Annotated in this window: 12 protein-coding genes; 6 read left to right on the top strand and 6 right to left on the bottom strand. The window is 52.7% G+C overall.

Features of this window, described 5'->3' with window-relative positions; genetic code table 11:
* Nucleotides 1-3 precede the first annotated feature (3 nt).
* Both AC52PS_RS12360 and AC52PS_RS12355 read left to right on the top strand, forming a co-directional pair.
* Nucleotides 4-2,601, top strand: coding sequence for a glycoside hydrolase family 38 N-terminal domain-containing protein (locus AC52PS_RS12360; protein WP_495563380.1), 2,598 nt, complete (start codon nucleotides 4-6; stop codon nucleotides 2,599-2,601).
* Nucleotides 2,598-4,178, top strand: coding sequence for a DUF4127 family protein (locus AC52PS_RS12355; protein WP_495563379.1), 1,581 nt, complete (start codon nucleotides 2,598-2,600; stop codon nucleotides 4,176-4,178). The genes AC52PS_RS12360 and AC52PS_RS12355 overlap by 4 nt, the downstream gene beginning before the upstream one ends.
* Before the next feature lie 63 nt (nucleotides 4,179-4,241).
* Here the strand turns inward: AC52PS_RS12355 and AC52PS_RS12350 are convergent, their stop codons facing one another.
* The 4 genes from AC52PS_RS12350 to AC52PS_RS12335 all read right to left on the bottom strand — a co-directional run bounded on the left by AC52PS_RS12350 (nucleotide 4,242) and on the right by AC52PS_RS12335 (nucleotide 8,655).
* Complete coding sequence (locus tag AC52PS_RS12350) at nucleotides 4,242-5,702, bottom strand: metal ABC transporter permease (protein WP_495563378.1); 1,461 nt, start codon at nucleotides 5,700-5,702, stop codon at nucleotides 4,242-4,244.
* Nucleotides 5,689-6,630 carry a metal ABC transporter permease gene (locus AC52PS_RS12345; protein ID WP_495563377.1) on the bottom strand — a complete coding sequence of 314 codons (942 nt, stop codon included), beginning with the start codon at nucleotides 6,628-6,630 and terminating at the stop codon, nucleotides 5,689-5,691. Before AC52PS_RS12345 ends, AC52PS_RS12350 begins: the two co-directional genes overlap by 14 nt.
* A 76-nt stretch (nucleotides 6,631-6,706) precedes the next feature.
* Nucleotides 6,707-7,552, bottom strand: coding sequence for a metal ABC transporter ATP-binding protein (locus AC52PS_RS12340; RefSeq protein ID WP_495563376.1), 846 nt, complete (start codon nucleotides 7,550-7,552; stop codon nucleotides 6,707-6,709).
* Between the two features lie 35 nt (nucleotides 7,553-7,587).
* Entirely contained in the window at nucleotides 7,588-8,655 is a 1,068-nt protein-coding gene (locus tag AC52PS_RS12335; RefSeq protein ID WP_495563375.1) for a metal ABC transporter solute-binding protein, Zn/Mn family, read from the bottom strand.
* A gap of 70 nt (nucleotides 8,656-8,725) precedes the next feature.
* Between AC52PS_RS12335 and AC52PS_RS12330 the strand changes: the two genes are divergently transcribed.
* A complete protein-coding gene (locus AC52PS_RS12330) occupies nucleotides 8,726-8,851 on the top strand; it encodes a hypothetical protein (protein WP_495563374.1) in 126 nt (41 codons plus the stop codon).
* An 18-nt stretch (nucleotides 8,852-8,869) separates the two neighbouring features.
* Here the strand turns inward: AC52PS_RS12330 and AC52PS_RS12325 are convergent, their stop codons facing one another.
* Nucleotides 8,870-9,097 carry a hypothetical protein gene (locus tag AC52PS_RS12325; protein ID WP_495563373.1) on the bottom strand — a complete coding sequence of 76 codons (228 nt, stop codon included), beginning with the start codon at nucleotides 9,095-9,097 and terminating at the stop codon, nucleotides 8,870-8,872.
* 201 nt (nucleotides 9,098-9,298) lie between these two features.
* Between AC52PS_RS12325 and AC52PS_RS12320 the strand changes: the two genes are divergently transcribed.
* Both AC52PS_RS12320 and tpx read left to right on the top strand, forming a co-directional pair.
* Nucleotides 9,299-9,442 carry a hypothetical protein gene (locus AC52PS_RS12320; protein WP_495563372.1) on the top strand — a complete coding sequence of 48 codons (144 nt, stop codon included), beginning with the start codon at nucleotides 9,299-9,301 and terminating at the stop codon, nucleotides 9,440-9,442.
* Nucleotides 9,443-9,597: 155 nt separating this feature from the next.
* On the top strand, nucleotides 9,598-10,104 hold the full coding sequence (gene tpx / locus AC52PS_RS12315; protein ID WP_495563371.1) for a thiol peroxidase: 507 nt from the start codon (nucleotides 9,598-9,600) through the stop codon (nucleotides 10,102-10,104).
* A gap of 132 nt (nucleotides 10,105-10,236) precedes the next feature.
* On the opposite strand, the gene AC52PS_RS12310 is transcribed toward tpx, so the two are convergent.
* Complete coding sequence (locus AC52PS_RS12310; protein WP_495563370.1) at nucleotides 10,237-10,872, bottom strand: redox-sensing transcriptional repressor Rex; 636 nt, start codon at nucleotides 10,870-10,872, stop codon at nucleotides 10,237-10,239.
* A 152-nt stretch (nucleotides 10,873-11,024) separates the two neighbouring features.
* Here AC52PS_RS12310 and AC52PS_RS12305 point away from each other — a divergent pair.
* Nucleotides 11,025-12,545: aldehyde dehydrogenase family protein (locus tag AC52PS_RS12305; RefSeq protein ID WP_495563369.1), on the top strand; the 1,521-nt coding region annotated here is incomplete at its 3' end.

Here is a 12,545-nt window from a genome sequence, read left to right as displayed (position 1 = left end):
GCAGTGAATACACGACGGCTCTTACTTGTGCATCATACCCATTGGGACAGGGAGTGGTACCGCAGTTTTGCGGACTTCCGCTTCAGACTCCTGAGGGCGGCTGAGCATATCGTATCTCTTCTGGAGGATGACGCGCTACCGGTGTTTCTGTTTGACGGTCAGACCAGTGTTATTGATGATATTGATGATGCGGCGGGTGAGAATCTGAAAGAGCGGCTGCATGAGCTCATCCGGCAGGGAAGAATTGAGGTGGGACCATGGTACATTATGCCCGATGAATTCCTCGTCAGCGGTGAGGCCATATTGCGGAATCTGGAAATCGGTATGGCGGAATCCCGGAAACTGGGATCTTCCCCTGATGTTCTTTACCTTCCCGATACCTTCGGCCATATCAGCCAGCTGCCTGCTATTGCCCGGATGTTCAGGCTGAAAAGCATTCTTGTTGCCAGAGGGGTGAATCAATCCGTCAGCGATCTTCTTTGGAAGGGAGCAGACGGGTGCAGTATTCATACCCATGCACTGCCACTGTGGAGCGGGTATTACCAGGACTTTCTCCATGCCGATACCTATGTGGACCTGACGGACACATTTATTTCCCAATCCGATGAATATGCCTGTGGAGCTCCCGTCCTCCTCACTGCGGGTTCCGACCACTGCATGCCCCCCGGTGACTGGAAAGAACGGGCATCCTCCCTTTCCAGTCACCTCTCCGGGAAGAGCCCGTCCTGGGAGATGAGTGAAACGGGACTTTCTTCGGCGCTGAAGGAGATCCGGGATTTTTACAGCCAGGATGGTTCGTCCCATACATCTGAATACCCTGGCAGTCTGGAAGGGGAGCTGAGGGATAACGGCAAGGCATATATTCTCAGCGGTGTATTGAGCAGCAGGGTAGATCTGAAATTAGCGAACGTGGAAGCCCAGGATATCCTCAGCTACGCCCTTGAACCCCTGGGGTACTTTGCCTCACCCCAAATGCTGTATCCCGAGCATAGAAATCTGCTCTGGAAGCTGCTAATTCAGAACCATGCCCATGACAGCATCGGCGGTTGCAGCATCGATGAGGTGCACGGGGAAAATCATGTGCGTTTTCAACAGGTGCGAAGCGGGGCCTCCCGGCAGATTCAGGATATTACCAGAAGGCTTGCCGGACGGAAGCCCGGTGTTTTCAATGATCAATTGCTGTTGTGGAATCAGCTTCCCTACACCCGCGAAACTCCCGTACGTGTAGAAGTGTTCATTCCCCAGCAAGAAGATAGAGGCAGCTTCATTCTTATGGATGGAAATGAACAGTTTGAACTGGACATCCTCACCCGGGAGCCGAGCGAGGGCTTTTTCAGCGAATTTGAGTATCCGGTAAACTGGTATCCCGGGTGGAAATATAGCGTAGAGTTTGTTCCCCGGCTCAAGGGAATGGGGCGAAAAACATACCGGATCGTGCCCTGCGGACCTGAAACACATGTTCGGGACAGAATTCCCGCTCAACCCCGTAATACCGGGAACAGCAGGGGAATCTCGGTGCTGGAGAACGCAGATCTCCGCGTTGAGATTCAAGCCGACGGAAGTATTAATCTGATAAACACAACAACTGCGGTCCGTATAGAAAATGCGCTGTTGCTCCTGTGGGAACACGATGATGGCGACAGCTATACCAGCTCACCCAGGCCCACTGGTGCCTGCTGGGGAAAGCCGCTTCGGATAGAGCATGTAGTACGGAACCGCTTTTCTTCCCATTGCAAAGTGACATACCTGGGACCGGATGAATCGGAAGCGGATCTGCTTTTTCGTCTTCGTGATGGTGAACAGTTTGTAAGGTTGAACATTGTGCTGAACAACCGGAGCAGGAATTCCCGTATTAGACTCATTGCCGGACAAGAAGGTCCTTCACGAAGCAGTGTTTCCGATACGGCCTTCGATCTGGTGAAACGGGAACATCATCATATCCGCCCCCACACCCACACCCCCCAGAGAGAGGCATACCCCAATGAGTGGCCATCAAGCAGCTTTCTGGCTGCTGCGGATGTGAGCATATGTCATAACGGGTTTCATGGATATGATCTGCTGCCCGACGGCCGCATAGCTCTTAACCTTCTCAGGGCGGTGGGGACTCTTTCCCGGGCCGAACTTCCCGAGCGGGGTGGCGGAGCGGGCCCCCATTTGGATACTCCCGAGGCCCAGATGCAGAAACGGGTAGAGGGGGAAATCGGCATATACCCCGGTTCCTGGGATTCGCCGGTACTAACCTCTCTCATGTTTCGGGTTTCTCCCCTCTGGGATCAGGGACAGTCTCCTGGCGAACCCGCTGAAACTTTGGAGTTGAACAATCGCCAGCTGGTGCTTTCGGCATTATACCGTATACACTCCGGGCTCTGTTTTCTTCGGATCTGGAACAGCAGCAGCAAGGACCAGCAATTCAGTCCTCGCCTTCCAAAGGGAAGCCGTCTGAAAAGATTGCCGGGAGCTATGCCCCTTGAAGAATCTATCTCCCTTGAAGAATTCCTGCCCCGGCAATTTCAGTCTTTGGATGATGTGGATCTGCCTCTTGCAATAGGACCCAAAGAGATTGCCGCATTTCTCATTTACCGGAAGGAAGCTGCTGAATGACTGTAGCATATATTCCCCTGGACGAACGGCCATGCAATATGCTCTTTCCCCGGCAGGCGGCAGCCGGAAATTCCGACGTTTCCCTTTCCCTGCCCCCGCGCTCTCTCATTGGAAAGAAAAAGGAGGCGGGAGATCCGGAAGGGATTTTGAAGTGGCTGGAATCGATTCTTCCGGATTGCGACGCCCTGGTGGTATCCCTTGAAATGATACTTTATGGGGGCCTGCTGCCCAGCAGATTGCATTACTCATCCTACAGTGAGCTCTCCCGGCGTCTGGAAACATTCATCGCCCTTATCCACTGGAGAAGGAAACAGTCGGGGAGGTCGAATTTCAGAGTCTATGCATACGGCCTCGTGATGCGGACGCCGGCATATTCCAGTGATGATGAGGAGCCCGAATACTATGCCCGATACGGTAGAGAGATTTTTCTCCGGGCATATCTGGAACACAAGGAAGAGGTGGAAGGGTTAAGCGAACAGGAAACCCGGGAATATCGTTGCCTTGATGGATACATCCCGCAAGATATACTCAGGGACTATGAAGGAAGGCGGGAGATCAACCGTACCCTGCTTCATGATACCATTTCGCATTTTTCCCGGAGGGAAATTGACGTTCTGCTTATACCCCAGGATGATACCGCACGCTATGGCTACGGTCCCAGGGACTGGAGCCGATTATTCTCCCGCCCAGCCGCAGAGGCCGGGCTGGGGGCGGGAAATCTGCTCAGCTATCCCGGTGCGGATGAAGTGGGAGGGGTTCTCATAGCGCGCTCGGTGCTGGAGTGGCATGCTACGGCACCGGCGACCCAAGCCGGCGCTTCCATGGCAGCCCGCAGCGATCAGGGAAAAATGAAAATATTCATTCTGCCCCGCTCGTCGGAGGAGATGAACAGAATTCCCAAATATGAAAGCATGAGCCTTTCAGAAAGCGTCCGTCTTCAAATTCAAAGCTGCGGGGGGGCGGAAGCATCGGGTCCGGAAGACGCCCACATTCTCCTTGCGCTAAACACCCCGGCTGAGGGCATGAGCGAAGCTCCCGACCAGGAATTCAGAGATTCCTCCCAATTTGTGGAGCGTATCGCTACACAATGCACGCTTCATTCCCTCCCGGTGATTGTTGCAGATACCGCCTTTCCCAACGGCGGAGAAACTTCCCTTCTGCAAGAGCTGGAACGGCAGGGGATGTGGAAGCAGCTTCTGGGGTATGCGGGTTGGAACACCGCGGGAAACAGTCTGGGTACGGCCCTCTTCCAGGGAGTGCTCAGTTATCTTTCAGGGAATTCTTCCACTTGCCTGAAGAATTTGTATTACCGCATCTGTGACGATTGGGCCTACCAAAGCATTCTTAGATCCCGGTGGATGTCCCGGCTTTCGGAGGACGGAGCCCAAGGACATGTGGATATCTCCAGCATACCGGACAGCTGGTCACTGGAGTCGAAGCTGGCGGATGAAATTAATGACCTCATGACATCCCGGTTGCCCGGTTTTTCAGCCCTGGCGGGGTTTCGGGTTGCCGGGGTGGATTTTCCATGGAAAAGGCTTTTTGAAATCCGTCTTGAGCTTTCTCGCTGCAGCTGAAAATCTTGGGGAGCTTTCTCCCCCCAGCCCGCTCAATTTCCGGACGCATTGCAGCGGTGAACCTTAATTCGGGGTCTGCCGGGCAAGGTTCCCCCGCCAGAAGTTCTCAACCGATTCCCTGCCTTTGTCGCTGAGATGAAGAATGCTGTTACCGTCAATAAGCACCCAATGTTTACCAAGAAGCCTGGAGAGCACCTTCCGGGTTTTCTTCTCCGGCCATTGGACGTGGATGTTCAGACTATCTGCCTGTAATTCCAGCTCCTCTTCCCGGCTGCCGCTGTGATGATATACATGGCCCAGTACCACCTGTTCTTCAAATTCCTGTTTTTGTTTCCTGAGGCGGATCCGTCCCGAGATCAGCCCATATTTGGGAGAGAGGAGAAAAATAAGGATGAACAGCATCAGCATGGTAACCACCATGGATGCTGATATGGAGCTGTTCCATCCGTTTTCGAACATGCGGTTTAGATCCAGGCCCAGGATGTTTCCCTTCGCTAACTCATAGCCCTGCCATGAGGAAAGCATACCGATTACCGAGCTCAGGATAAGCATGGTAGATAAGCGGTCGGTGAGGAGGTAGGCTGCAGCGGGGGGGATAATAAAAAAAGCGATCACCAGGATGGAACCCACCGCTTCAAATGCACCCACTGCCACAAGGCTCACAAGTGTCATCAGGGCATAGAGCATCACTCCCGGGCGGAAGCCCAGAGATTTTGCCAGACCGGGATCGAAGGTGGACAGCTTCAGTTCCTTGTAGAAGAGAGTTACGAAGATGAGGGTGGCGATCAATAGCACCAGCATCACCGTTATAGACGCCGGCCAGAATACCAGTATCGGTTTTTCATCCACAAGGCCTGCCCGGTAGGCTTCGCCGTGGCTGTACTCGCCGCAGTTGCTGCATTCTTCTGTAAATCGGGCTTGGGGATCCCGGGGGCTGATTCCCTCTTCCCGGCAGTTAAGGCATTTACGTACGAACTCCGCCCGTGGATCATCCTCGGTAATTACGATGGTTTCGTAATCGTTGAAGCTGTGACTGTTGGTGTTCGCCCAGGCCACACCTATCTCTCCCACCATTACTGCATCTTCGTCCAGATGCACGTCATCCACGTACCGGGCTACAAAAATCACCGCAATGGCGAACAGCAGGGGAAACACCAGTCCCAGGGCCGCATCCTGCTTTACCAGGCCTGAGTTGTGCAGCAGTTCGGTGAGTACCACCGTACCCACTCCCGCTGCTGCCGCTCCGATGAGCAGCCAGGGAGATGATAGATCCGGCCGGGCCCCGACTGCGGCGATAATAATAAAGGAGAGAACAATACCAAGGAGAACGGTATGGCTGATGGCATCGCTGGTGAGGGTCATTCCCCGAAGCATGAGGAAGGAGCCCAGAATTCCTGCGGACAGTGCAATCAGGGAACCGAGAATCACGGCGGTGATCTGAGCGTTTCCGAAAAAATCATTAATTTGCTGGACGCTTGCCAGCTGAAGTGAAAGCCAGACAAGTCCCCGTTCAAGCGCCATCATCTTCGCTCTCCTTTGCGTCCGCAGCTGTGCGTTTGGCCTTCCATGCAAGGCCCCGGTCAGGGGCGAAAATGAATGAAATACCCACAAATACGCTCACTACCACAATAATCATCGGGCCGGTGGGAAGATTTTGGTCCATGGAGCTGAGAATAGCCCCCAGCGCACCGGAACTGGCCCCGATTAGCGCGCCGAGAACCGCCATTTCTTCCAGCCGCCTTGTCCATTGCCTGGCTGCAATACCCGGGGCAATCAGCAAGCCCACCATCAGAACAACGCCGGCCAGCTGAAGGCCCATTACTACGGCAATAACAATCAGGCTGAGAAGCAGTGCGGTGATTATTTTTACCGGATACCCGTTGGCTGCCGCAAAATCCGGATCGAAGGTGATCAGTTTAAACTCTTTCCAGAAAAGAAGGAGTATGACAAGCAGCACGGCTGCAACTGTGAACAGAAGAAAGATATCTTTGCGCACGATCGCCGCCGCCTGACCGAAAATAAATGAATCAAGACCCGCCTGGCTTGCATCCGGCCGCTGCTGGATATAAGTCAGAATCCCGATTCCCAGTGCAAACCATCCGGCAAGCACAATGCCCATGGCTCCGTCCTGCTTAATTCTGCTGTTTCTGGTTACCAGGGAGATAAAGCCTACACCCAGAAAACTGGCTGCGGATGCCCCCAAAAGCAGCGCCCACAGCTCCCTTCCTGCAACCAGGAAGGCAATGCCCACCCCGGGCAGGGCGGCATGGCTGAGAGCGTCACCCAGAAGGCTTTGTTTCCGAAGGACTGCAAAACTGCCCAAACCGCCGCTGATGGCTCCAAGTAATGCGCCTCCCAGACTGACAGATCGAAGAGTGTAGCTGAGTCCCAGGCCGGACAGAGAGCTCACAGGAATGAACAGAATTAATACGGCGGCCCAGATACCGGTCACGATCCAGATAGCAGGGTTGTGTATTGGCTGGCTATTCACAGAATGGCTATTCACGGGACGGTGATTCACAGGCCTGCTATTCACGGGAGCCTCCCCGTTCGGCATTCCTGAGCTCTCCTTCAGGATCCTCTCTGGCACGCAGGGCGTTCACCTTGCCTCCGTAGGTTTTTTCAATAAGCTGCTGGGTGAAAATCTCATCCACCGGACCGCTTGCCACCAGAGATACATTCAACAACGCCACCCAATCAAAGTAATCCGCCACAGTCTGAAGATCGTGGTGTACCACCACCACGGTTTTTCCCCGGCTGCGAAGTTGGTGAAGAATCCCGATGATTGCCGACTCGGTGAGGGCGTCAACGGCAGCGAACGGCTCGTCCATGAAATACAGATCGGCGTCCTGCACAAGAGCCCGCGCCAGGAAGGTTCGTTGCTGCTGACCGCCGGACAGCTGGTTAATCTGCCGATGAGCGAACTCACTCAAGCCAACCTGCTCCAGGGCATTCAGAGCTTCGCCCCGCTCCTTCTTTCCTGGCCGGCGGATCCAGCCCAGCTTGTGGTATACGCCCATGGTGACCACATCCAGCACGGTGGTGGGAAAGTCCCAGTCCACGCTTCCCCGCTGGGGAACGTAGCCCACCCGGTTACGGACGCGGGAGTATGTATCTCCGAAAAACTTTACAGATCCCCCGGCCTTGGGAATCAGATCCAACACCGCTTTAATGAAGGTGCTCTTGCCCGCCCCGTTGGGTCCCACAATTCCCATGAGAACCCCTGAGGGAACCTGAAGATCCACGTCCCAAATTGCAGGCTTGCTGTCGTATGCAACGGTCAAGTCATTGGTGCTCAGTACGGGGTGGAACGATGGTTCTCCTGCATGAAGCTTCCGGGGATGTTCGCCTTGCATGTTGCCTGATCGTTTCATACTCATCTCATCCTATTTATACGGGCTTGTGTGCCTCAGTTGTACTCTAACATCTCTGAGGGAATTAATGCTTCCATCTCCTCCGGCCAGGGAGGCAGGCTAACATTCATTCCGGCGGCGGCATAGGACTGAAGGATAGTCAGCACATTGCTTGCCAGCATACCGATATATGTTCCCCCGAAACGATCCGGTTCACCCATGGCATCGCCGTACAACTCCCGTACGCCTATGCGCACCTCTGCGCCCCGGTCGCGGATTGCTTCAATTACCGCTTCTATGCTGTCCGGCGGAATGCTGGATTCGATGAATAATACGGGGATGTCATTCTCAATGACAAACTCAACTGTATTCTCAATATCTCCCACGCCCGCTTCATCCTGAGTACTGATGCCCTGAATGGCCGCCATCTTCCAGCCGAAGGCGGCGCCGAAATACTGAAAGGCATCATGGGATGTTACCAAATAGCGCTGTGCCGCTGGAACAGATTGAAGCCCTGTGCGGGCCCATTCATAGAGCATTTCAAGTTGAGCGGTGTAATTCTCAGCGTTTTGTTGGATTTCTGTTTCAAACTTCGGAAGTTTCCGGGCAAGCAGTTCGGCCATGCCGTTGACGCTCAACACCCAGTTTCGCGGGTCGAACCAGAAATGGGGGTCATCGCCAGCGCTGCCCGCGTCCTCCTCATCAATTGACGGCACTATGAAGCCTGCCCGATCAACCGGATCTGACAAGGCATAGATGGTTACACCCCGCTCACGAAGTGATTCAAATACCGCATCAAACTGACCTTCCAGATGAAGTCCACTGTATACGATCATGTCCGCACGGTTCATGGCTGCAATGTCCCGTTCCGTGGGCTGATACAGGTGAGGGTCCACTCCGGCACCCATGAGCCTTGTCAGATCTACGTCCGCAATACCATCTGTAAGGATGGAAAGAAGATCACCGGCCTGGGTGGTGGTGGCAACAATCCGCAACGGCTGTATACTCTCATCCCGGGACTGATTGTCATCAGCGGTTCCATTTTCCATATCTCCCCCGCATCCCGAAACTGCAACGGTTATAAGAAGAATTATCGGCAATGCAATTCCTCTTCCATGGTTCATTAATCGTGATAGTAACATAGCTGCCCTCTAATTTTGATTAGTCAAAGTTGATATTATTGTTAATAAAAACATGGCGGAAAGTCAAGAGAGAAGAGTAAAAGGGAATGGCAAGGGGTACCGCTGTTCCCCCGGTGGAAATGAGGAAATTCAGGAAGAGGTATACGGCTATTTCAAGGCAATGAGGGAGGATGCTTGAACTGGGGCGGGGACGGAATTACTGGTCAAAAGACTCTTTTTCTGCCCTCCCCTGAAAGCGGATAAATTCCTCGGGCATGGAGCGATATTCAGGATAACTATTGTCCCAGGCGCTGGATTCAAGAATTGAGTCGAGAGTATGGGAGATATCCTCCAACAGGTTGTCGAGCAGCTCGTGGTCAACAGGTATTACTTCCACACCCGAATCGGGTTCCGGGGTTTCATAAAAATGGATGGTATGAATCATTTTCGGCCTCCTATGGTGAAGAAAATACTGTCCGGCTTTGTAATTACCGTGTGATTTGTATGAAAAATAGATGAATACCCGCAGGAAAAATTTTGCTTGCGATCTCATGCAACTTCTTCTATATTGTGCACATACTGGGAGAATGTCCCGACTGCAGGTTTGGGGATAAATTTCTGAAACGTAATGGAGAATAGATAGAGTATGACGTATTTCAAAATGAACGGCGCGAAATTTGAGAGCATGGAGGAGCTGATCGAAAGCCTCTGGCCTCTTTATGAAGACAGGATGAGCCGGGAAGAATTTGAGGCATACGCAAAAGAGAATGCCGAGGAAATAGAACAATAAAAGATCGAACAGTAAAAGCGGTGCATCCAAGCTTGTAAAAAAATCGGCAATTCTGCTGAAGCTTTTCATAAGCTTTGATGTATTGAAACTTGATTCCGCTTCTGTATCTCCGTATGTTATGCAGAACAATAGCTGACTAATTTACGGAGGAATTCATGGCAACAATTGCATTTAAAGGAAATCCAGTACATACCCTTGGAGAGCTACCCGCTCCCGGTACAACGCTTCCGGATTTCCGTCTAACCGACACGGAACTTAACGATATAACCCTGGACGATCTGAAAGGAAAAAAGCTGGTGTTGAATATTTTTCCCAGCGTGGATACCGGTGTATGTGCGGCCTCAGTACGGACCTTCAACCGCGCAGCGGGGAATCTGGAGAATACCGAAGTGCTTTGTATCAGCGAGGATCTCCCGTTCGCCCACAAACGTTTTTGCGGAACCGAAGGTATTAAAGATGTCCGCAGTCTTTCCACCATGAAAAAACGCGACTTCGGCAAGACCTACAATGCCAGCATGACCAGCGGTCCTCTTGAGGGTCTCCTCTCCCGGGCGGTAATTGTGGCAGATGGGAACGGTAAGGTGGTGTATGCCGAACAGGTGCCGGAAATCGGTCAGGAGCCGGACTACAGCTCCGCTCTGGAAGCGGTGAAAAACGCCTGATTCAATCGGGTGAGACAATTTCAAAATTTAATTCTGCAAGTTGCGCGGGCAGCTTTTCAAAAACAGTAGGGTCATGAACCCCTTTCCTTCCGGATCGGGGTTCCGCTGTTCCCTCCCCTCAGCCTTTTCCACTCAGCTGTTTCGATGATGAAATTCCGCAAAGAATGATGAGAAGCGCAGACCCAGATCGATGTTCCGCACGAACACGGTATGGGGCAACTCCTGATGCAAGGGTGCGCCGCTGAAATTCCATATGCCTCGTATTTGGGAATCCACACACATCTGCGCAGCTTGGGATGCGGCTTCCGGGGGTACGCTGAGAACGGCGATTTCAATTCCCAGGGGCGGAATAACTTCGCTCATTTTCTCAGGGTGATATACGGGGATACCTTGAATGCGCCGGTTAGGGGAGGCGATATCGAATGCAGCCTCAAACCGTATGCCGTATTGCTGGAAACCCCTGTGCCCTAAGAGTGCCGTTCCCAGGGAGCCCACCCCAACGAGTACCGCCCGGTGCTCGTGCTCAAGCCCCAAAATCTTACCCAAAGCTTGTTCCAACTCCATGCAGGGATATCCAATGCGGGTCTTTCCCTTCACCCCCGTATACTCAATGTCTTTCCGCACCTGAATGGGGGTGAGGTTCGCCCGCAGAGCCAGCTCTGAGGTGGAAATATGCGTTTCCCCGGCCACAATTGCACGGTTGACCTGGTAATAGTAACCGGGAAGACGGCGGATTGCCGGAAGTGGAATAATTGTTTCTCCGTCCATCTGATCATGGTAGCACGGCTCTTCGTATCAATAAATAAAAAATATTTATTTAAACCCCGGCTCCTGTTGACATGGAATTAGTGGATATATAATATCTATATAAAATTAACGATAAAAAAATATCGTATGAATATCCCAAGACAGGAGGCTGTATGGACCAGCAGGAACTTCAAAACACATTGGAAAAAATGAAGCAGGCCCAGCGGGAATATTCCGCATACTCTCAGGAGCAGGTGGATGGGATTTTCCGTCACGCGGCGCTAAAGGCAAACACCATGAGGATCGAGCTTGCCAAGCATGCCGTTGAGGAAACCGGTATGGGTATTGTGGAAGATAAGGTGATTAAAAACCATTTTGCCTCCGAGTTTATCTACAACAAATATAAAGACAGTGTGACTTGCGGCACCCTGGAATACGATGAAAGCCAGGGAATTCGGAAAGTGGCCGAAGCTTTGGGAATCATTTGTGCCATTATACCCACCACCAATCCCACTTCCACGGCGATTTTCAAGGCGCTTCTGGCTTTGAAGACCCGGAATGGGGTGATCTTTTCCCCCCATCCCCGGGCCGCCGAATGTACCATTCAGGCAGCACAGATTATCCGTGATGCGGCAGTGGAAGCAGGGGCTCCCGGAAACCTGATTTCCTGGATTGATACCCCTTCCATTGAGTTGAGCAACGCCCTCATGAAGCACGATGACATAGCGCTGATTTTGGCCACCGGAGGCCCTGGAATGGTGAAGGCGGCCTATTCCTCGGGAAAACCCGCAATCGGTGTGGGAGCGGGAAACACTCCTGCGGTAATGGATGAGACGGCGGATATCCGCATGGCGGTAAACTCGGTGATCGTAAGTAAAACCTTTGACAACGGAGTGATATGCGCATCCGAGCAGTCGGTAATTGTTCACGAAACCATCTATGAAGATGTGAAAGCCGAGTTCACCAGAAGAGGTGCCTACTTCTGCAATGAGAAGGAGCGGAAGCTTTTGGGCGACAGCATTCTGGACCCCAAACGGGGCAGCATCAATCCGAAAATTGTGGGCCAGCCGGCGGCAGTAATTGGGGAGATTGCCGGATTCACCGTGCCTAAGGAGACCAAAATTCTCATTGCTGAAGTGGATTCTGTATCTGTGGATGAGCCCTTCGCCCATGAAAAACTTTCCCCCGTGTTGGCCATGTATAGACGGCCGGATTTTGCCACTGGGGTGGATGCGGCGAAAGAATTGGTTGAGCTGGGAGGTTTGGGGCACACGGCGGTTCTCTACACCGATCCCTCAATGAAGGACCGGATCCGTGAGTACGGAAATATCATGCCCGCAGGCCGAATTCTGGTGAACATGCCTTCCAGCCAGGGGGCCATCGGTGATGTGTACAACTTCCGGCTGGAGCCCTCTCTGACGCTGGGCTGCGGAAGCTGGGGGGGCAACTCGGTGAGTGAAAACGTGGGTATCAAACACCTTATCAATATTAAAACAGTAGCGGAACGGAGGGAAAACATGTTGTGGTTCAGACTGCCGCCCAGAATTTATCATACACCGGGCTGTCTGCCCGTGGCCCTGGGAGATCTCCAGGGGAAGCGGCGGGCGATGATCGTTACCGACAGCTTCCTCTTTGACAACGGATATGTGGAAACCATCGGGCGAAGTCTGAAATCCATGAACATTCAGTATCAA

The sequence above is a fragment of the Salinispira sp. genome (assembly GCF_059431795.1).
This window is presented reverse-complemented; position numbering and strand designations above follow the sequence as displayed.

What these genes read in the sequence shown, in the direction of transcription:
- AC52PS_RS12355 (WP_495563379.1), top strand. Translation starts at nt 2,598, where the DNA reads ATGACTGTAGCATATATTCCCCTGGACGAACGGCCATGCAATATGCTC.
- AC52PS_RS12350 (WP_495563378.1), bottom strand. Translation starts at nt 5,702, where the DNA reads ATGATGGCGCTTGAACGGGGACTTGTCTGGCTTTCACTTCAGCTGGCA.
- AC52PS_RS12340 (WP_495563376.1), bottom strand. Translation starts at nt 7,552, where the DNA reads ATGAAACGATCAGGCAACATGCAAGGCGAACATCCCCGGAAGCTTCAT.
- AC52PS_RS12335 (WP_495563375.1), bottom strand. Translation starts at nt 8,655, where the DNA reads ATGAACCATGGAAGAGGAATTGCATTGCCGATAATTCTTCTTATAACC.
- AC52PS_RS12330 (WP_495563374.1), top strand. Translation starts at nt 8,726, where the DNA reads ATGGCGGAAAGTCAAGAGAGAAGAGTAAAAGGGAATGGCAAGGGGTAC.
- AC52PS_RS12325 (WP_495563373.1), bottom strand. Translation starts at nt 9,097, where the DNA reads ATGATTCATACCATCCATTTTTATGAAACCCCGGAACCCGATTCGGGT.
- AC52PS_RS12320 (WP_495563372.1), top strand. Translation starts at nt 9,299, where the DNA reads ATGACGTATTTCAAAATGAACGGCGCGAAATTTGAGAGCATGGAGGAG.
- tpx (WP_495563371.1), top strand. Translation starts at nt 9,598, where the DNA reads ATGGCAACAATTGCATTTAAAGGAAATCCAGTACATACCCTTGGAGAG.
- AC52PS_RS12310 (WP_495563370.1), bottom strand. Translation starts at nt 10,872, where the DNA reads ATGGACGGAGAAACAATTATTCCACTTCCGGCAATCCGCCGTCTTCCC.